The 18,686-nt window shown below is 33.8% G+C and carries 22 protein-coding genes; 3 read left to right on the forward strand and 19 right to left on the reverse strand.

Features of this window, described 5'->3' with window-relative positions:
• Positions 1-22: 22 nt before the first annotated feature.
• The 10 genes from fabG to pta all read right to left on the reverse strand — a co-directional run bounded on the left by fabG (position 23) and on the right by pta (position 8,305).
• On the reverse strand, positions 23-766 hold the full coding sequence (gene fabG, locus HNR52_RS03505; RefSeq protein WP_435619707.1) for a 3-oxoacyl-[acyl-carrier-protein] reductase: 744 nt from the start codon (positions 764-766) through the stop codon (positions 23-25).
• Positions 767-1,699 carry an ACP S-malonyltransferase gene (gene fabD, locus HNR52_RS03510; RefSeq protein ID WP_013788134.1) on the reverse strand — a complete coding sequence of 311 codons (933 nt, stop codon included), beginning with the start codon at positions 1,697-1,699 and terminating at the stop codon, positions 767-769.
• Entirely contained in the window at positions 1,696-2,643 is a 948-nt protein-coding gene (gene fabK / locus HNR52_RS03515) for an enoyl-[acyl-carrier-protein] reductase FabK (RefSeq protein ID WP_085112011.1), read from the reverse strand. The genes fabD and fabK overlap by 4 nt, the downstream gene beginning before the upstream one ends.
• A 10-nt stretch (positions 2,644-2,653) precedes the next feature.
• A complete protein-coding gene (locus tag HNR52_RS03520) occupies positions 2,654-3,655 on the reverse strand; it encodes a beta-ketoacyl-ACP synthase III (protein ID WP_435619708.1) in 1,002 nt (333 codons plus the stop codon).
• On the reverse strand, positions 3,642-4,643 hold the full coding sequence (gene plsX, locus HNR52_RS03525) for a phosphate acyltransferase PlsX (RefSeq protein ID WP_435619709.1): 1,002 nt from the start codon (positions 4,641-4,643) through the stop codon (positions 3,642-3,644). The genes HNR52_RS03520 and plsX overlap by 14 nt, the downstream gene beginning before the upstream one ends.
• Complete coding sequence (gene fapR / locus HNR52_RS03530) at positions 4,640-5,230, reverse strand: transcription factor FapR (RefSeq protein WP_013788138.1); 591 nt, start codon at positions 5,228-5,230, stop codon at positions 4,640-4,642. Before fapR ends, plsX begins: the two co-directional genes overlap by 4 nt.
• Positions 5,231-5,338: 108 nt before the next feature.
• Positions 5,339-5,521 carry a 50S ribosomal protein L32 gene (gene rpmF, locus HNR52_RS03535; protein ID WP_013788139.1) on the reverse strand — a complete coding sequence of 61 codons (183 nt, stop codon included), beginning with the start codon at positions 5,519-5,521 and terminating at the stop codon, positions 5,339-5,341.
• A 12-nt stretch (positions 5,522-5,533) separates the two neighbouring features.
• Entirely contained in the window at positions 5,534-6,025 is a 492-nt protein-coding gene (locus tag HNR52_RS03540; protein WP_013788140.1) for a YceD family protein, read from the reverse strand.
• 64 nt (positions 6,026-6,089) lie between these two features.
• On the reverse strand, positions 6,090-7,292 hold the full coding sequence (locus HNR52_RS03545) for an acetate/propionate family kinase (RefSeq protein ID WP_013788141.1): 1,203 nt from the start codon (positions 7,290-7,292) through the stop codon (positions 6,090-6,092).
• Positions 7,293-7,318: 26 nt separating this feature from the next.
• On the reverse strand, positions 7,319-8,305 hold the full coding sequence (pta, locus tag HNR52_RS03550) for a phosphate acetyltransferase (protein ID WP_013788142.1): 987 nt from the start codon (positions 8,303-8,305) through the stop codon (positions 7,319-7,321).
• A 144-nt stretch (positions 8,306-8,449) separates the two neighbouring features.
• Between pta and HNR52_RS03555 the strand changes: the two genes are divergently transcribed.
• Positions 8,450-9,652: a nucleotidyltransferase gene (locus tag HNR52_RS03555; protein WP_013788143.1), complete on the forward strand. Its 1,203-nt coding sequence runs from the start codon at positions 8,450-8,452 to the stop codon at positions 9,650-9,652.
• 35 nt (positions 9,653-9,687) lie between these two features.
• Entirely contained in the window at positions 9,688-10,878 is a 1,191-nt protein-coding gene (gene ylbJ, locus HNR52_RS03560; protein ID WP_049781453.1) for a sporulation integral membrane protein YlbJ, read from the forward strand.
• Here ylbJ and HNR52_RS03565 read toward each other — a convergent pair whose 3' ends face one another.
• From HNR52_RS03565 to HNR52_RS03605, 9 genes are all read right to left on the reverse strand, one after another.
• Positions 10,879-11,343: a hypothetical protein gene (locus tag HNR52_RS03565; RefSeq protein ID WP_013788145.1), complete on the reverse strand. Its 465-nt coding sequence runs from the start codon at positions 11,341-11,343 to the stop codon at positions 10,879-10,881. It lies immediately after the preceding gene.
• A 12-nt stretch (positions 11,344-11,355) separates the two neighbouring features.
• On the reverse strand, positions 11,356-11,835 hold the full coding sequence (gene coaD / locus HNR52_RS03570) for a pantetheine-phosphate adenylyltransferase (RefSeq protein WP_435619710.1): 480 nt from the start codon (positions 11,833-11,835) through the stop codon (positions 11,356-11,358).
• Positions 11,810-12,394: a 16S rRNA (guanine(966)-N(2))-methyltransferase RsmD gene (gene rsmD / locus HNR52_RS03575; RefSeq protein WP_230197562.1), complete on the reverse strand. Its 585-nt coding sequence runs from the start codon at positions 12,392-12,394 to the stop codon at positions 11,810-11,812. Before rsmD ends, coaD begins: the two co-directional genes overlap by 26 nt.
• Before the next feature lie 209 nt (positions 12,395-12,603).
• Positions 12,604-12,831: an alpha/beta-type small acid-soluble spore protein gene (locus HNR52_RS03580; RefSeq protein WP_013788148.1), complete on the reverse strand. Its 228-nt coding sequence runs from the start codon at positions 12,829-12,831 to the stop codon at positions 12,604-12,606.
• A 139-nt stretch (positions 12,832-12,970) separates the two neighbouring features.
• Entirely contained in the window at positions 12,971-13,198 is a 228-nt protein-coding gene (locus tag HNR52_RS03585; protein ID WP_274892838.1) for an alpha/beta-type small acid-soluble spore protein, read from the reverse strand.
• Between the two features lie 127 nt (positions 13,199-13,325).
• Positions 13,326-14,168 carry a DegV family protein gene (locus HNR52_RS03590; protein ID WP_435619711.1) on the reverse strand — a complete coding sequence of 281 codons (843 nt, stop codon included), beginning with the start codon at positions 14,166-14,168 and terminating at the stop codon, positions 13,326-13,328.
• Positions 14,169-14,187: 19 nt separating this feature from the next.
• Positions 14,188-16,236, reverse strand: coding sequence for an ATP-dependent DNA helicase RecG (gene recG / locus HNR52_RS03595; RefSeq protein WP_435619712.1), 2,049 nt, complete (start codon positions 16,234-16,236; stop codon positions 14,188-14,190).
• 8 nt (positions 16,237-16,244) lie between these two features.
• Positions 16,245-17,795, reverse strand: coding sequence for a DAK2 domain-containing protein (locus HNR52_RS03600; RefSeq protein ID WP_435619724.1), 1,551 nt, complete (start codon positions 17,793-17,795; stop codon positions 16,245-16,247).
• 46 nt (positions 17,796-17,841) lie between these two features.
• Positions 17,842-18,192, reverse strand: coding sequence for an Asp23/Gls24 family envelope stress response protein (locus HNR52_RS03605; protein WP_013788152.1), 351 nt, complete (start codon positions 18,190-18,192; stop codon positions 17,842-17,844).
• Positions 18,193-18,432: 240 nt separating this feature from the next.
• On the opposite strand from HNR52_RS03605, the gene rpmB reads away from it, so the two are divergent.
• Positions 18,433-18,621: a 50S ribosomal protein L28 gene (gene rpmB / locus HNR52_RS03610; RefSeq protein WP_083815331.1), complete on the forward strand. Its 189-nt coding sequence runs from the start codon at positions 18,433-18,435 to the stop codon at positions 18,619-18,621.
• Positions 18,622-18,686: the final 65 nt, after the last annotated feature.

Raw genomic sequence — 18,686 nt, forward strand, 5'->3', positions numbered from 1 at the left:
AAGCACCCATATTAGAATAATATTACATTACCATTCCTCCGTCAACATTGATTACCTGTCCTGTAATATAATCAGAAGCATTGCTGGCAAGAAAAGACACTACATTTGCTATATCCTGTGGTTTTCCTGCTCTTTTTAATGGTATGGAATTCAACATTGACAATTTTACTGTTTCACTTAATACATCTGTCATATCCGTTTCTATAAAACCTGGCGCAATAGCATTAACAGTTATTCCTCTGGGCGCCAATTCTTTTGCCAAAGATTTTGTCAAACCTATAATTCCAGCTTTAGATGCCGCATAATTGGATTGTCCTGCATTTCCAATCACGCCTACTACTGAAGATATGTTTATAATTTTTCCTTTTCTTCTTTTTATCATATACTTAGAAACAAATTTTATTACATTAAAAGTTCCCTTTAAATTAACATCTATAACATTATCCCAGTCGTCTTCTGACATTCTAAGTATAAGGTTATCTTTTGTTATTCCAGCATTATTTACAACAACGTCAATATCGCCAAACATATCGATTATGTCATTGACCATTTTTTCAACTTCATTATAATTTGAAATATCACACTTCAAAGCACAAGCTTCAACGCCAAACTTTTTAGCTTCTTCAACAGTCTCTATAGCATCCTTCGAACTTTTTGAATAATTAATTACGACATTATATCCGTCTTCTGCTAACTTTAAGGCGATAGCTTTCCCTATCCCTTTTCCTCCTCCTGTCACTAATGCCGTTTTAATTTCCCTGTCCATTCAGTTTACCTCCAAAGTGGATAAAAGTTTATCAAGCGAACTCATATCTTCGAAATTGATGGCTTTTTTTGTCTTATCTATTCTCTTCATAAATCCAGTAAGTGTTTTTCCTGGTCCTATTTCAATGAAAACTTCAACTTGATCATCAATCATCTTTCTTACTGATTGTTCCCATAAAACAGGACTGCTTACCTGCTTCACTAAGGTCTTTTTAACTTCGTCAATTTTAAGGTAATCCGCAGTAACATTAGTAATAACAGGGACTAACATATCAAATATTGGAACCTGCTTCAAATCTTCTTCTAATTTAATGCCTGCATCCTTAAGCATACTGCAGTGAAATGGTGCACTAACAGGCAACATAACTGCTTTTTTTGCCCCTTTTTCTTTAGCAAGTTCTACAGCTTTTTCTAAAGCTTTAATTTCACCTGCAATCGATAATTGCCCTGGGCAATTGTAGTTAGCTGGTTCAACAACACCAAATTCTCTTATATTATAGCATATATTCTCTACCACTTCGTTGTCAAGCCCTATTATTGCTGCCATTCCTCCTATACCTATTGGAACAGCATTTTGCATGTATTCTCCTCTTTTCTTCACAAGCTTCACTGCATCTTTAAAAGATAATACACCTGAATATACAAGAGAACTGTATTCACCTAAGCTTAAGCCAGCCGTCACATCTGCTTTCAACCCTCTTTTTGATAGCACCTTAGTTAATGCAATACTTACTGTCAATATGGCAGGTTGTGTATTTTCTGTCTTCATTAATTCTTCATCAGGACCTTCAAAACATAATCTAGTAATATCGTATCTTAATGCATCATTTGCCTCTTCAAAAACTTCTCTCGCCTCAGCATAATTTTCATATATTTCTTTGCCCATTCCTGTATATTGTGCACCTTGTCCTGGATATATAAATGCAATTTTCATCTTTTAAAGCCTCCATATAAACTTACAATAATTTTCTCAGCATCATTAAACAAATCCTCAATTATTGCTTTAGCAGGCTTAATATCGTTTATAAGACCAGATATTTGACCAGCCATAACAGAACCATTTAAAACATCTCCATATACTACTGCATCTCTTAACTTTCCTGCACCTAACTGTTCCAACTCTTCTTTTGAAGCTCCATTTTGTTCTGCTTTTTCAAACTCTCTTGTAAGATGATTTTTTAAAGATCTTACGGGATGTCCTGTAGTTCTGCCAGTCACAACTGCATCTCTGTCCTTAGCATTTATTATGTACTCCTTATATTTTTCATTTGCTGTACATTCCGTACAACATACAAATCGTGTGCCCAACTGAACACCTTGAGCTCCAAGGCAAAAAGCTGCAGCAACACCTCTTCCGTCGCCAATGCCACCTGCCGCTATGACAGGTATACTCACCGCATCAACAACTTGCGGCACTAAAGCCATAGTAGTAAGCTCACCTATATGTCCACCTGATTCTGTTCCTTCTGCTACAACTGCATCTACTCCAATTGATTCCATTCTTTTAGCTAATGCAACAGATGGGACAACTGGAACAACTTTTATATTGTTTTCTTTTAACCTGTTTATATATTTGCCTGGATTCCCAGCACCTGTAGTGATAACACTTACTTTTTCTTCTATTACAACATCCATAACTTCATCGACAAATGGCGACATTAACATTACATTAACACCAAAAGGTCTATCAGTCAATTCTCTCGCTTTTCTTATTTGTTCTTTGACAAAACTGGCAGGTGCATTTCCTGCACCAATAATGCCAAGTCCACCAGCATTTGAAACTGCAGCAGCCAATTCTGCTGTTGCAACCCAAGCCATTCCACCTTGAAATATAGGATATTCCAAGCCAAATAAATCAGTAATCTGTGTCTTTATCATGTTCTCACTCCTATCTCAACCACTTTATCACAGTAGAACCCCACGTTAAACCAGCGCCAAACGCAACCATCAAAATTATATCTCCATTTTTTATTCTCCCTGCTTTTAAAGCCTCGTCTAAAGCGACAATGACAGAAGCTGCAGACATATTTCCGTATTTATCCAAGTTGATAAAAACTTTTTCTTTTGATAGTTTCAACTTTTTCATTGCTGCATCTATTATTCTAATATTTGCTTGATGTGGTATAAAAAGATCTACATCTTCAGGTTTCAATCCGCATCTATTTAAAACCTCTACAGTTGCTGTATTCATGACATTGACTGCAAATTTAAAAACTTCCTGCCCATTCATATGGATTGTATGTAATTTGTTTTTTACAGTATCTTCACTTGCTGGCATTCGCGAACCACCAGCTGGCATGTATAAATGCATTCCTCCAGTTCCATCAGCCCCAATGACATTGTCTAAAATTCCGTATCCATCTTTAACCGGACCTACTATAGCAGCCCCTGCTCCATCACCAAATAGTACACAAGTATTCCTGTCTTCCCAATTGGTTATTTTTGATAACACGTCTGCTGCAATCACAAGGACAGTCTTATATGTACCACTCTCCACAAACTGTTTTGCTATAGAAAGGCCATATATAAATCCAGAACATCCTACTTCTATGTCAAAAGCCGCTGCTTTTGTAGCTTTAATATTCGCCTGTACAAGACAAGCAGTAGAAGGGAAATTCATATCTGGAACAACAGTTGCAACGATAATTAAATCTATTTCTGAAGCTTCTATACCAGCATCTTCAATAGCTTTTTTTGCCGCTTCAGTTGCCATGTAAGACGTAGTCATTGATTGTGGTGCAATGCGTCTTTCCTTTATTCCTGTCCTCGATACGATCCATTCATTTGAAGTATCCACCATCTTTTCTAGATCTTGATTTGTCAACTTGTTTTCTGGGACAAAACTTCCCGTTCCTAAAATTCCAGCTTTGAAATCTCTATTTTGCGGCACTTATATCATCTCCAATCAATTCTATTTCCCTCTGGATGTGTGATATAACATCCATTTCCACAATTGTTTTAGCCTGTCTTATAGCATTAAAAATTGCTTTTTCTTTCGAACTTCCATGAGCCTTAATAACAGGTTTTTTTATACCAAGAAGCGGAGCACCACCATATTCAGTGTAATCCATTTTCTTAACTATGTTCTTTAAAGCACCGTAAATTAACATAGCACCTAATTTAGTAAATATATTCCTTTGAAGCTCCTGCTTTAACAAGGATGATATTACAGATGCAGTCCCTTCCATAGATTTTAAGATGGCGTTTCCAACAAATCCATCACATGTTACAACGTCTGCAATCCCATAAGCAATGTCTCTACCCTCGACATTTCCAATGAAATTTAAATGAGAGTTTTTTATTAAATCGTAAACTTGTTTTGTAAGCTCATTTCCTTTTTCTTCTTCAGCGCCAATATTAAACAATCCAATTTTAGGGTTCTCGACATTAAGCATTTTTTGTGCATATACACTTCCCATTATAGCAAACTGGAACAAATTTATTGGTTTGCAATCTGTGTTTGAACCTGCATCAAGTAAAATCGTGGCACCATTCAAAGTTGGCAGTATTGGTGCCAACGCTGGCCTATCTATCCCTTTGATCCTTCCAATATTAAAAAGCGAACCCGCCATTAAAGCACCCGTATTGCCTGCTGATAAAAAAGCATCCACTTCATCCCTTTTAAGCATTTCAATGCCAACAGCCATAGAAGAATCTTTCTTTTTCCTTATGGCAGCTACAGGTGGTTCATTGTTTGTAATTACATCTTTTGCATGTACAATAATCAAGCCATCTTTTTCTTTTACATATTTATCTAATTGCTCTTTGTTTCCAACCAAAACTATTTCTATATCAAAACTATCTAATGCCTTTTCAACACCTTTTATTATTTCATATGGAGCATAATCTCCGCCCATAGCATCAACTGCTATTTTCAAGGTTGTTGCACCTCCTTTTCGGTGCTATCGCTTTCTAAAGATACTAATATAAATTTGCCTCTGAACACTTCTCTATCTTTCACTTTAATCATAACCCATACAAAATATTTATTTCCTCTTTTTCTGGTTACTTCTGCTTTTGCGACAAGCCTATCACCTATCTTGACTGGATATTTATACTTTATATTTGCAACACCTATCAATGCAGCCTCAGCATCGATAACAGATATCGCCAAAGACTCTGCTTGTGAATATATGTAATGCCCTCTTATAATTTTCGTCTTTAAAAAAGCCATTTCAGGCGTAGGCTCGAAAACAGATATTCCGCTTTTTCCTAACTCTAAATCGATAAGCTCACCTACTATTTCGCTGCCTACTATTGCTTTTACCTTGTTATAATTTTTTTCAGCAACGTTCTTTATTCTTTCTCTAAGCTCTGGAATACCTAATTCCATTCTATCCAGCCTTATCGTCTGAACGCTAACCGAAAACAAATCAGCTAATTCGTCATCAGTATAAAATGGATATTTTTCGATTTCAATTTTTAATTTTTTTAGTCTATCTCTTTTACTAAGCTTCGTGGCCACATTATCAGCTCCAAATATAAGTTGTTTTTATGACTTACTCATAATTATAAATTACGCCATGTATAAAAGTCAAGAAATAAAAAAAGAAAAGTAATAGAGAAAACTCCATTACTTTTCTTCCACTTTCAATACCTCTTTACCATCGTAATAACCACAGCTTAAGCAAACTCTGTGAGGCAATTTTGGTTCGTGACATTGTGGGCACAAAACATAAGCAGGTACAGCTAAACTATGGCTATGCCTTCTCTTATCTCTTCTTGCCTTAGATGTTCTACGCTTTGGAACTGGCATACTATACACCTCCTACATCTTCTGCAGTAATTTATTCAAAACTGAAAGGCGTGGATCAATTTCTTTTATTTGGCAATCGCATTTTTCATGATTAAGATTTTTACCACAAGTAGGACATAGACCCTTGCAATCATCGGAGCAAATGAATTTCATCGGAAGAGAAAGTTCTACATTTTCAATTACAATCTTCGTCAAATCAAGCTTTTCATCTTCCACTTCACCAGAAAATTCATCATCAGACTCGTTCACTACTTCATCAATCGGTATTACAAACTCATACTCGAATTCATCAAGGCACCTATCGCATGTTACTTTAATAGCCCCACGTGCTAAAAGCTTTAAAACTATCCCTTCACTGTCGTGTGTTATGCTTCCAGTAACGGTAATTGGCTTTATAACCACGTATCTGTTGCTATTTGCCTCAAGAACACTCAGATTTTCTACGTAGTTGACTTCAATGCTGCGACCCCTATGTCCCTTAATTTTTGATAAATCAATTTTCATTTTCTCACCCCAATATAATTGCCAAAATTAATTATACTAATGGGGTAAACATTTGTCAAGAATGCTATTTTATACTCTTTACAATCTTTTCAGTGTCTTTAGCAATCATGTATTCTTCATTAGTCGGGACAACCATCACGCTAACTTTTGAATTTGGCGTAGATATAATAGTTTCTTTACCTCTCACCTTATTTTTTTCCTTATCCAAGCTAAACCCTAAGAACTCTAATCCATCAAGTATAAATTCTCGTATCTCCGGTCCATTTTCACCAACGCCTGCTGTAAATACAATGGCATCAACGCCTCCCATAGCTGCTGCATAAGCGCCAATCGTCTTCTTTACTCGATACGTAAATACATTTAAAGCAAGTTGAGCTCTTTCATCACCATTTTTAAACGCAGCATCTTCTAAATCTCTAAAATCGCTGCTTATTCCTGAAATGCCATAAACGCCGGATTTTTTGTTTAATATATTTACCACTTCTTCAGCGCTTATCTTTTCCTTTTCCATAAGATAAGAAATGATAGATGGATCTATGTTTCCAGATCGTGTACCCATAGCCAAACCTTCTAATGGCGTAAATCCCATGCTTGTGTCAATTGATTTACCATATTTGACGGCAGCAATGCTGGAACCATTTCCAAGATGACATGTTATAATTTTCAAATCTTCAATAGGCCTATTTAAAATCTCTGCAGCCCTATTTGAAACATATTTATGCGACGTACCATGAAATCCATATCTTCTTATTCTGTACTTTGTGTAGTATTCATAAGGTATTGGATAAAGATATGCATAATCAGGCATTGTCTGATGAAAAGCTGTATCAAATACTGCCACCATTGGAACGTCTGGCATGATTTGCTGGCAAGCTTTAATACCCTCTATGTTAGCAGGATTATGCAGTGGAGCTAATTCTATGCAATCTGTTATTGCTTTTAACACTTCATCATTTATTAGGACTGATGAAGTAAAAGATTCTCCTCCGTGAACAACTCTATGGCCTACAGCATCTATTTCAGACATATCCTTTATAACACCATAATCACTGTTTACCAAAGCATCTAAAACTAATTTTATTGCGTCTTTGTGATCTTTCATGTCTTTTTTTATCTTGATTTTTTCTCCATTAGCGTTATGCGTCAATAGAGAATCATTTATGCCGATCCTTTCGGCAAGACCTTTCGCCAGCACATTTCCATCAGTAGATTCAATTAGTTGATATTTCAGTGAAGAGCTTCCGCAATTAATAACCAGTATTTTCATAGTTTTCATCCTCCATACTTTACATTTTATTGAGCTTGTACAGCTGTTGTTGCTATTACATCGACAATATCTCTATAACTGCATCCTCTTGATAAATCGTTAACTGGTGCACCCATTCCTTGTGTTATCGGTCCAATTGCATTTGCCTTAGCTAACCTCTGCACAAGCTTATATCCTATGTTGCCAGCTTGTAAGTCAGGGAATATAAGCACATTTGCACATCCTGCAACTTTGCTTCCTGGAGCTTTTAACTCTGCAACTTCTTTAACAAGAGCAGCATCTAATTGCAATTCACCGTCGATAGCAACATCTGGCATCAAATCCTTTGCTATCTCTGTCGCTTTTCTTACCTTATCTACTAATTCATGTGATGCACTGCCTTTTGTGGAAAATGAAAGCATCGCAACTTTTGGTTCAAAGCCCAACAAATTCTTCGCAGTATTAGCAGATTGTACAGCAATAGAAGCAAGTTCTTCTGCATTAGGTGATGGATTAACTGCACAATCAGCAAACAAAAATACACCATTTTCACCATATTCGCAATTAGGTACTTCCATTATAAAAAAGCTTGATACTATCTTTGCACCTGGAGCCGTTTTAATTATCTGAAATGCGGGTCTTAATAAATCTGCAGTAGCATGAATAGCACCAGATACCAATCCATCAGCATAACCATCTTTAACCATCATACATCCAAAATAAATATTATCTTTGATTGTTTCTCTGGCTTTTTCTAAAGTAATTCCTTTACTCTTTCTTAATTCATAAAAATAATTAGCATACCTATCAAACATTTCAGACTTTACAGGGTCAATGATTTCTGCTTTGGATATGTCCAAATCTTTTGCTGCACTTTTTATCTCGTCCTCATTTCCCAGAAGCACTAAATCTGCGATTCCCTCTTTTAGGACTATCTCAGCAGCCTTTAATGTCCTTGGTTCCGCACCTTCCGGCAGAACAATTTTCTTTTTGTCACTTTTGGCTTTTTCAATGATACTTTGAATAATACTCATAAAATCGTCCCTTCCTCCAAAATATTTATCTTTATATATTTCTCCTTTAAAAAGAAGAAATATATTGTATACACATTTTACATTTTAACATATTTTTTATAAAATAATAAGTACAATTAATAATTTTTTAGAAAGGCGCATATTATGAGCGTATTAGGTTTAATTGTAGAATACAATCCACTTCACAATGGACATATATATCACATAAAAAAATCTATCGAAATGACAAAAGCAGACTTTGTGGTAGCAGTAATGAGCGGCAATTTTGTGCAGCGTGGCATTCCTTCTATCATAGATAAGTGGTCAAGAACGGAATCAGCACTATTATCCGGAATAGATTTAGTCATTGAGTTACCTACAATATACGCTGTTTCCACTGCAGAAAAATTTGCATACGGTGCAATAAAATTACTTGATTCATTACACATCGTTGATTACATATCGTTTGGAAGCGAACATGGCTTTATTGACGAATTATACCAAATATCAAAATTTCTGTTAGATGAACCAGAAGACTATAAATCGCTTTTGAAAAATTATTTAAAAAGCGGCATCACATATGCAAAGGCACGTGAAGTAGCATTATCAAAATATTTTGGAAGGACCATTGACAATATTATCGGAAATCCAAATAACATACTTGGAATTGAATACATAAAAAGCTTAATCAAGTTAAACAGCAATATTAAACCTTTGACATTAAAAAGATTTGGACCAGGCTATAATTCTCTGGAAACAGTAGAATCTTTTGCAAGTGCTACATATCTTAGAAAAGCCATAAACGATAAAAATTATTCTATATTAGAAAAATATATGCCACAATATTCTCTTGAAATTTTAAAAAATTGCATTGCAGAAGGTCATGGTCCCGTTAATTTAGACGATTTTGCTAAAATAGTAGTTTATCGTTTGAGAAATGATGCATCAGTAAAAGATGTTTTTGACGTTACAGAAGGCTTAGAAAATCGTATAAAAAAAGCCTCATCTCTTTACAATAATTTAAGCGACATAATCGGCTACATCAAAACTAAAAGGTATACCGAAAGCAGAATAAGGCGAATAATGATGCACGTCTTATTGGATATTGATTCAAGCATTTATTTAAAATTTGATGGGCCAAATTATATAAGAATATTAGGCGCCACTAAGAAAGGTTTAAAATTGCTTAGAGAAATTAAAAACAAAGCAAGCATACCAATTATTACTAAAGTTTCTGAATATAACAAAATCCTGTCTAACGTAGAAATGTTTGAAATAGATTTAAAAGCAACAGACATATATACGCTTGCATATACAAATGAACCAGTTTCAAGTTTGGATTTTACTAAAAAGTTTATAGTAAAATAATCATTTTATTTCCCCCTCTTTAATAAAAATATACTATGGAAACTTCAAGGGGGGGGACAACATTGAAAGGAGATAAAACAAAAGCTTTATCGATTGTGTTTGTCTTATTTCTCGTTATTTCAATTATAATATTCCCAAAAAATTCGCTTGCTGCTGCAAAGTCAGGAATCAATCTATGGCTTTTTACAGTATTCCCAGCGTTACTTCCCTTTTTCATCGGATCTGAAATGCTGGTACAATTAGGATTTGTCAAAATGCTTGGTAAATTTTTAGAGCCTATAATGCGTCCAATATTCAATGTTTCTGGCAACGGTGGTTTTGCAATGGCTGTTGGATACACATCTGGGTATCCTGTTGGTGCGCAAATAATAAAAAGATTGTGGGAAGAAAAACTTTTAAATACAGCCGAAGCTGAAAGGTTAATGACATTTTGCAACAACTCTGGACCACTATTTATGTTAGGCGTAGTCGCCATGGGGATGTTTAATAGCTCTACAATTGGTTATATAATAATGTTGTCAAATTATTTAGCAGCAATTACTACTGGTATAATTTTTAGAAATTATAATATCGAAAATAAAAATTTAAAAAGTTCAGAATACCATAATATTCGTCAAAGCAATCCTGATGATTTAATAGCTAATTTTGGAGAAATCTTAGGAAGTGCAGTTAAATACTCCATGAACACGATGATCATGATAGGTGGTTATATTATAACATTTTCAGTTTTAATAGAATTTCTAAAGGTATACGGTTTAATAGACGCTATAGAAAAGGTTATTACACCGATATTTGAAGCAATTGGTTTTAACAAAAATTTGATTGCTGGATATCTAAGCGGCTTAATGGAGATCACGATAGGTTCCAATATGATTAGCCAAGCAACAGCACCATTATACCAAAAGGTCATACTAATAAGCTCAATTTTAGCATGGGGTGGCCTATCAACGCATGGACAAGTAATAGGTGTCATTAATAACACCAAGATAAACTACTTACCGTATTTAATTGCAAAGGCTATTCATAGCCTTTTTGCTGCATTGTTTTCCTTTGTCTTTTTGAAATTTATAAACATTGACAATATAACAGCTACAGAAGCTTTCTATCAGGGTAATATGAAGAGTATGATAAGCATATTTGAGATATCTTCACTTATGTTTATAATTTCACTTTTATCTGTTATTTTTCTTGTCATCCTAATTTCCATGACAAACAAAGAGGCATGATTACTTTATGCCTCTTAATTCATTCCTATTATTCTTTATCGTATTTAATAATTCTGAAACATTTTTCTCCAGTTTAGCTAACAGTTCGTCAGCATAATCTTTGCTTCCAAGTCTTATTTCTTTTGCATTAGTTTGCGCTTGAGCTATTATTTCTGCTGCTTTTTTTTCGGCTTTTTTAACAATTTCATTTTCATTTACCATTTGATTAATTCTCTGCTCAGCTTCTTTCAAAATTGTTTCAGCATCTTGCTGGGCTTCTATCAATATTTTTTGCCTTTCTTGTTTAATCCACTCAGCTTTTTTTAATTCATCAGGCAGCTTAATTCTGATTTGCTTTATAATTTCCAAGATTTCATCCTTATTTATCAAGGTTTTTTGCGATAGAGGTATGGTGGAACTTTTCTCGATATAATCCTCCAATGAATCTAAAAGTTCTAATACTTCTAAATTATCAGCCACTTCCAACGAAATGCCCCCTTAATCTTTAATTTTTTGTAATATCTTTTCAATTACTGAATCTGGAACGAGATCCGATAAGCACCCCCCAAACCTTGCTACTTCTTTAACTATGCTGGAACTTAGATATCCATATTTATTGCTTGTCATAAAAAATATAGTTTCAACTTCCGGATTTAACTTTTTGTTTATCAAAGCCATCTGAAATTCGTATTCAAAGTCTGAAACCATTCGCAGTCCTTTTACAATAATCTTTGAATTGACTTTTTCTAAATATTCTATAAGCAAACCAGAAAAACTATCAATTTCCACATTTTCAATGTCAGCAGTTACTTCTTTTAACATCTCTACTCGTTCTTCCAATGAAAACATAGGAGTTTTAGATGGATTAACAAGCACCGCTACAATTAATTTATCGAAAACTTTTGCTGCTCTTTTTATAACATCTAAATGCCCATTTGTAACAGGATCAAAACTACCTGGATATACTGCTATATTCATCTGTTGCCTCCTTAAAAAATGTTAATATCGTTTCTCCATATTTTTTCATCCTAAATTTTTGCAAGCTGCCGTACCTTTCTTCTAAAAAATCATTTTTATGATGCTCAACAATTGCGTAACCATCAGTATTCAATAACTCATATTCACTTATTTTATTTAACGGTTCAACATACAAGTTATTGTAATACGGCGGATCAATGTATATAAAATCAAACTTAATATTATTCTTATTAAAATAATCTAAAGCATGCAATGCATCCATATGCAAAATCACTGCACTATCAATAGAGCCAAGCAATTTAACATTATCATTTATGTATTTAATATTATTATATACTTTTTCTACAAAGTAGCAAATATTAGCTCCTCTACTTAATGCTTCAATACCTATACTACCTGTTCCAGAAAATAAATCTAAAAATATAGAATCGTATATGTCAGCACTTATTATATTGAAAAGCGATTCTTTAACCATGTCAGACGTAGGCCTAATTGCCCTTCCAGGTGGGCATTTTAATTTTCTGCCTTTAGCCATACCAGATATAACCCTCAAAATCACACCTCCAATTCTAAAATATTTTAGCACATTTTATGATTAGATACAAAATTATGTATAAAACTTTTAAGATATGGCAAATAATATACTTGGGAAACCAATTTCCCCAAAATTCTTCCTTCAATTTCTCCTCTCCCAATCCAGGTAGATTACTACCTGGATTAAATTTTAATTAAAAAGGGTAACCGCAATTGGCTACCCTTTTAATTTAATTACTTCAATGTTCCATTATTAGCGATTTGGCTTTCAGCCATTTGGATCATCTTTTTTACCATGTGACCACCTACAGCGCCGCAATCACGGGATGTAAGTGTGCCCCAATAACCATCGGCTGGAGGATTTATTCCAAGTTCGCTTGCTATTTCGTATTTCCATTTGCTCATAGCTTGCTTAGCTTCTCTTACTACAAGAGGATTTTTTGTCTCTGAACCTGCTGCCATTTTTATCACCTCCATTTAATGATTTCAATATTAATTTGCCACATATTATTTTATATATTCATGTTAATATTTTCTTATATATTGTTGAGATATATTTCCAAAATCTTATTTAAAAAGATACCCGTGAGGGTATCTTTTGTTATCTAAGTGTACCTTTATTAGCGATTTGGCTTTCAGCCATTTGGATCATTTTTTTCACCATGTGACCACCTACAGCGCCGCAATCACGGGATGTAAGTGTGCCCCAATAACCATCGGCTGGAGGATTTATTCCAAGTTCGCTTGCTATTTCGTATTTCCATTTGCTCATAGCTTGCTTAGCTTCTCTTACTACAAGAGGATTTTTTGTCTCTGAACCTGCTGCCATTTTTATCACCTCCATTTAATGATTTCAATATTAATTTGCCCAATAAAGACATCAATAAACTATAATTTATTTAGCAATTTTGTTTCGAGGTGACAAAAATGGCGTTAAAACTTATTTAAAATAAAAATTAATTAGATTCAAAAAATATTCCAACAGCAGACGGTCCAGCATGAACTCCGACTGTGCAACCGGCCCTATTTCTTATAAAATTAGTTGCACCAAATTCGTTGCGAATTGCATTCTCAATTTCTAACATAAACTCTTCCCTATCAGTATGTAAAAGCCCAATCTCTTTTTTAGTAAAATCGACTTTAGTCTCTCTCATATAATTTATAATCCATTTTATAGCATTTTTTCGACCTCTAACCTTGTCCTTTATTTCTAATTCGCCATCATTATTAACCAGTATTGGCTTAATATTTAAAATACTTCCTAAAATCGCCTGCGTCTTTTTTAATCGTCCTCCTTTGTAAAGATAATCCAACGAATCAAAGATCATTGTATAGCTAATTTTTGGTATCATGTTTGTCACTCTGGCAATTATCTCATCACTGGTGTTGCCATTGCACGCCATTTTTCCAGCTTCGATGACAATAAATCCCTCGCCTAAAGAAAAATTTTTAGAATCAATCACTGTTATGTTTTGATTTTTTAAATTGTCTTTAGCCAACAATGCTGACTGATATGTACCACTTAATTTTGATGACATTAAAATACAGATTATTTCATCATAACTTTTCAACAAATCACTAAAAACATCCATAAATTCAATAGGTGATACTTGTGAAGTGTTAGGCATTTTCCCAGAATTTATCAAATCGTAAAATTCATCTTTTTTTATATCTACTCCGTCTTTATAAGATATACCATCAATATCAACTGTCAGCGGCACAACATATATATCATATAGTTTTACAATATCATCTGGAATATCAGATACACTATCTGTCACTATGGCTATCTTTCCCATTATCTTTTCCTCCCAGCAATTAATTTAGTATAATTCCTTCTAATTTATCCCTAAATCTCTCTATCAATTCTGCTTTCATTTTACTATGTCTTTCAAAATTACCATCATAACTTATAAATCTTTCTACAGCTTTTTGAGCCAGTTTTAATATTTCTATATCATCAAATAAATTGGCCAATTTAAGTTCAGGCAATCCATGTTGCTTTACTCCAAAAAATTCTCCTGGTCCCCTTATCTCCAAATCTTTTTCTGCAATTTTAAAACCATCATTTGTTTCAGTCATAACCTTCAATCTTTTTTTGACAACATCAGAATATGAGTAAGCTATCAAAATACAATACGATTGATGTGATGATCTTCCAACACGCCCCCTTAATTGATGCAACTGAGCCAATCCAAATCTCTCTGCGTTTTCAATAACAATTACTGTTGCGTTTGGAACATTTACACCAACTTCAATAACTGTTGTAGAAACTAATATATCTATTTCCCCATCAACAAATTCACTCATCACTTTGTCCTTATCGTTTGAATTCATTCCACCATGAACTAAGCCAACTCTAAAATCCTTAAAAACGCCCTTATAAATTTCTTCATAGACCACCTCTGCCGATTTTGCATATATAGTTTGTGAATCTTCTATAAGTGGGCAGACTATGTAAGCTTGGTGTCCTTTTTTTATTTCATTTACGACGAATTTATACGCCCTCTCTCTTAAAGCTCCACTTATAGCATACGTTTCAACTTTCTTTCTTCCTGGAGGCAATTCGTCTATTATAGATATATCCAAATCTCCATACAGCATTAATGCCAAAGTTCTTGGAATAGGTGTTGCCGTCATTACAAGAACATTCGTTTGATTGCCCTTATTTTTAAACATGGCCCTTTGTCTAACTCCAAATCTATGCTGTTCATCTGTTATTGCCAAACCTAAATTTTTAAACTGAACATTATCTTCTATTAAAGAATGTGTACCAACTAATACGTCAATCTCACCATTTTTGACTTTCTCTATTATTAAATTTTTTCTTTTGTTGCTGATGCTTCCTGTCAACAATTCCGTTTTAACACCTAACTTATCATACAACTCCTTTAATGATAAATAGTGCTGCTTCGCAAGTATTTCTGTTGGTGTCAATATGGATGCCTGATATCCATTCTTTACCGCAACGTACATTGCTGCTGCCGCTATGATTGTCTTGCCAGAGCCAACATCACCTTGTAAAAGTCTATTCATCACTTTTCCTGAATACATGTCATTTAAGATTTCGTTTAAAGCTTTATCCTGTGCTTTAGTAAACTTAAATTTTAAATTGTTTAAAAATTCGCTTAAATCTACATATTTAAACTTTATACCTGATTTATCAATATCATACCTATTTTTAATCAAATTTAACCCCAATTGCAAAATAAAAAATTCTTGAAATATAAGTCTATATTTAGCTCTCTCTAACATTTCTGGTGACTCTGGAAAATGGATGTTTTTTATGGCTTTTCTTATTCCCAACAAATTATATTCTGTCAAAAAATCTTCGTCAAAAATTTCTTCTATTTCATTTATATACTCTTTTAGAAGGCTATAAATTATATTTCTTAAAATCTTTTGACTTAATCCGTCTGTCAACTTATATATCGGCACAATTCGTCCTGCATTTAGATTTAAAACATCACTTTTATCCATAGTTGGGTTTTCCACGTACACTTGTCCATATTTATAGGAAATCCTGCCATTTATTATATACTCTTCACCTAATTTGAAATTATTTTTAACATACGGCTGGTTGTACCAAACAAGTTCCAAAGCCCCACTTCCATCTTTAACAGGTATTTTCGTGATTATTAGCCCCTTAATCCTATACTCTCTCGCTTTCCCTGCGATGTAAGCCTTAAAAGTTTGCTTTTCACCAATCTTCAACATATCTATAGGAATTATTTTCTCTCTGTCTTCATATTCTCTGGGATAATACTCTAATGCATCCTTCACAGTCTCAATACCAATTCTTTTAAGCAGCAATGCCCTCTTTGGACCAACACCTTTTACATATTGTATTGGTTTTGAAAGATCCATAAAATCACCTATTCAATCGAAATTACATAATAGTATAGAGGCTGTCCACCATATTGGAGATCAACATCCCCATCAAATACTATGGTATTTAACAATTTTTTTGCATCTTCTTCTTTGACTTCTTTCCCATAATAAATGGTTATTATTGAAGTATCATCAGAAATAGCATTTGACACTATTTGTCTTGCTACTTCATTGTAGTCAGTACCTTTATCTACAAATTGTCCATTTACAAATCCTAAAATTTCTCCAGTCTTGATTTCCACTCCATCTAATACAGTATCTCTTATAGAATAAGTTATTTCTACCGTTGTAACCTTATCAATAGTATCATTTATATTTTTGATCGCATCATCTACGCTTGCATTGACATCAAAGTTTATCATGGCACTTATAGCCTGATTAAAGCTGTAAGTATTTATGACGTGCACATTTTTGTCTGATAAACTTTTAGCTTGTTCACATGTCATAACTACATTTTTATTATTCGGAAAGACAATTATATTTTCTGCATTTATTTCTTTTAAGCCATTTAATATATCCAAAGCGCTAGGATTCATAGTTTGTCCACCATCTATTACGATATCACACCCCAAATCTTTAAACAAACTGCTTATTCCTTCACCAGGAGAAACAGCCATAAAGCCATATTTTTTGGCACGAGTATTTCTGTCTTTGTTTGATTCAAAAATTACATTTTCATGCTGTAATTTCATATTGTCAATCTTCACTTTTACCAATTCCCCATACTCTAAGCCTTTCTGCAATACCAGTCCAGGAGAATTAGTATGTATATGGACTTTTATTAAATTTTCATCTCCAACAACGATTATACTATCACCAAAAGATTCAATTTCAGCTTTAAGCTTAGAGGAATTTTCAGATTTTGCATCAATAAGCATTTCCGTACAATAAGTAAAATTTATGTCTGTAATATTACTTTCTTTTTTATGGATGTCTTCAACAACATGCTGAACAGCTATCTCATGCCCTTTTATAGCTTGTAACATTCCTATTAGCATAAATAAAAAGCCTTGTCCACCAGAATCAACTACATTAGCTTGCTTTAACACCGGCAATAGATCAGGCGTTCTTTTCACTGATTCTGAAGCAGCTTTTACAATCTTCTCCATGAAAGTTTCAAAGTCATTAATAGAAGTTAGTTTCAAAGCCTCATTGGCACAATCTCTTACTACAGTTAGAATAGTACCTTCCATAGGTTTCATAACTGCCTTATGTGCAATCGCTGAACCTGCATTTAAAGCTTCAGCAAAATCTTTTGTCGTGATTTCGTCATGGTTCAAAAGATTTTTGGCGAATCCCCTAATTATTTGAGATAAAATCACCCCTGAATTTCCTTTGGCACCTAAGAGAGCACCTCTGGAAAGATTATTTAGAACTTCATTCATATTATCAGAGGCTTTTTCCATTTCTTTAACAGCAAAATCTAATGTATGGGCCATGTTAGAACCCGTATCACCATCTGGAACAGGAAAGACATTTAATTTATTTACTTCATCTGATTTATTTGTTAAGTATTGAGATCCAGCCTTAAACATGCGTTTTAAAGTATTAACATCTAAGCGATCCAACCATTTTTCCTCCTCAAAAATCAACTTTTATGCTTTGTACATTTACAACAATATTTTTAACATTAACACCTGTATATGTCTCTATAGTGTATTTGACTTTTTCAATGATATTTGCAGCAACAGTTTTAATGTTGACTCCGTATTCAACAACAATGTACAAATCTATAACAATCCCATCTTCATCATATGCAATCTTTATTCCTTTACCTGACTGCTCATTTTTGAAAAGCTCTATAAGTCCGTCAGGTCCACGTTTCCCTAAACCCACTATGCCATAACATTCAGATGTGGCATAACTAGCCATAGATGCAATTACGTCTGCAGAAATATCTATTTTTCCTAAATTATTTTTTGTTTGCTCCATTTTTACAACCTCCTATTATAATTATATTTTACCTTATCCAAATTAAATCATCAATAAAGAAAAAAATTGTTATATTTTAAGCTAATGCAAATTTTAACTAAAAAGTATTTACAGCTTTAAAATATAATGTTAAAATATCATTGTTGTGTGGATACAATAAAAGAGTGTGTAGTTATTTTTCTTGAAGTCTATTAATTTTTTTGCTAAAATGTTAGTGTTGACAAAGAGGAGGTGCACATGATGAGAAAATGTGAAGTATGCGGAAAAACACCGATGGCAGGATATCAATACAGCCATTCCCACAGAAAATCAATCAAAAAATGGCAACCAAACTTAAAGCGTGTCAAAGCCATAGTGGACGGTACACCTGTAAGGTTGAATGTTTGCACAAAATGCTTAAAATCAGGAAGAGTTAAGAGAGCCATATAAAGAAAGACGTGCATATATGCACGCTTTTTATTTTTTGCTCTTAGTAAATGAAGACAAAAATTTTT

Origin of the sequence: Thermoanaerobacterium thermosulfurigenes (assembly GCF_051201035.1) — a bacterium.
GTDB lineage: Bacteria > Bacillota > Thermoanaerobacteria > Thermoanaerobacterales > Thermoanaerobacteraceae > Thermoanaerobacterium > Thermoanaerobacterium thermosulfurigenes.

What these genes read in the sequence shown, in the direction of transcription:
- HNR52_RS03600 (WP_435619724.1), bottom strand. Translation starts at nt 17,795, where the DNA reads ATGTTTAAGGCTGGATCTCAATACTTAACAAATAAATCAGATGAAGTA.
- HNR52_RS03580 (WP_013788148.1), bottom strand. Translation starts at nt 12,831, where the DNA reads ATGGCAGCAGGTTCAGAGACAAAAAATCCTCTTGTAGTAAGAGAAGCT.
- HNR52_RS03540 (WP_013788140.1), bottom strand. Translation starts at nt 6,025, where the DNA reads ATGAAAATTGATTTATCAAAAATTAAGGGACATAGGGGTCGCAGCATT.
- HNR52_RS03545 (WP_013788141.1), bottom strand. Translation starts at nt 7,292, where the DNA reads ATGAAAATACTGGTTATTAATTGCGGAAGCTCTTCACTGAAATATCAA.
- HNR52_RS03555 (WP_013788143.1), top strand. Translation starts at nt 8,450, where the DNA reads ATGAGCGTATTAGGTTTAATTGTAGAATACAATCCACTTCACAATGGA.
- rpmF (WP_013788139.1), bottom strand. Translation starts at nt 5,521, where the DNA reads ATGCCAGTTCCAAAGCGTAGAACATCTAAGGCAAGAAGAGATAAGAGA.
- ylbJ (WP_049781453.1), top strand. Translation starts at nt 9,688, where the DNA reads ATGGAAACTTCAAGGGGGGGGACAACATTGAAAGGAGATAAAACAAAA.
- HNR52_RS03585 (WP_274892838.1), bottom strand. Translation starts at nt 13,198, where the DNA reads ATGGCAGCAGGTTCAGAGACAAAAAATCCTCTTGTAGTAAGAGAAGCT.
- fabG (WP_435619707.1), bottom strand. Translation starts at nt 766, where the DNA reads ATGGACAGGGAAATTAAAACGGCATTAGTGACAGGAGGAGGAAAAGGG.
- HNR52_RS03605 (WP_013788152.1), bottom strand. Translation starts at nt 18,192, where the DNA reads ATGGAGCAAACAAAAAATAATTTAGGAAAAATAGATATTTCTGCAGAC.
- HNR52_RS03590 (WP_435619711.1), bottom strand. Translation starts at nt 14,168, where the DNA reads ATGGGAAAGATAGCCATAGTGACAGATAGTGTATCTGATATTCCAGAT.
- rpmB (WP_083815331.1), top strand. Translation starts at nt 18,433, where the DNA reads ATGAGAAAATGTGAAGTATGCGGAAAAACACCGATGGCAGGATATCAA.
- coaD (WP_435619710.1), bottom strand. Translation starts at nt 11,835, where the DNA reads ATGAATATAGCAGTATATCCAGGTAGTTTTGATCCTGTTACAAATGGG.
- pta (WP_013788142.1), bottom strand. Translation starts at nt 8,305, where the DNA reads ATGAGTATTATTCAAAGTATCATTGAAAAAGCCAAAAGTGACAAAAAG.
- fabK (WP_085112011.1), bottom strand. Translation starts at nt 2,643, where the DNA reads ATGATAAAGACACAGATTACTGATTTATTTGGCTTGGAATATCCTATA.
- recG (WP_435619712.1), bottom strand. Translation starts at nt 16,236, where the DNA reads ATGGATCTTTCAAAACCAATACAATATGTAAAAGGTGTTGGTCCAAAG.
- fabD (WP_013788134.1), bottom strand. Translation starts at nt 1,699, where the DNA reads ATGAAAATTGCATTTATATATCCAGGACAAGGTGCACAATATACAGGA.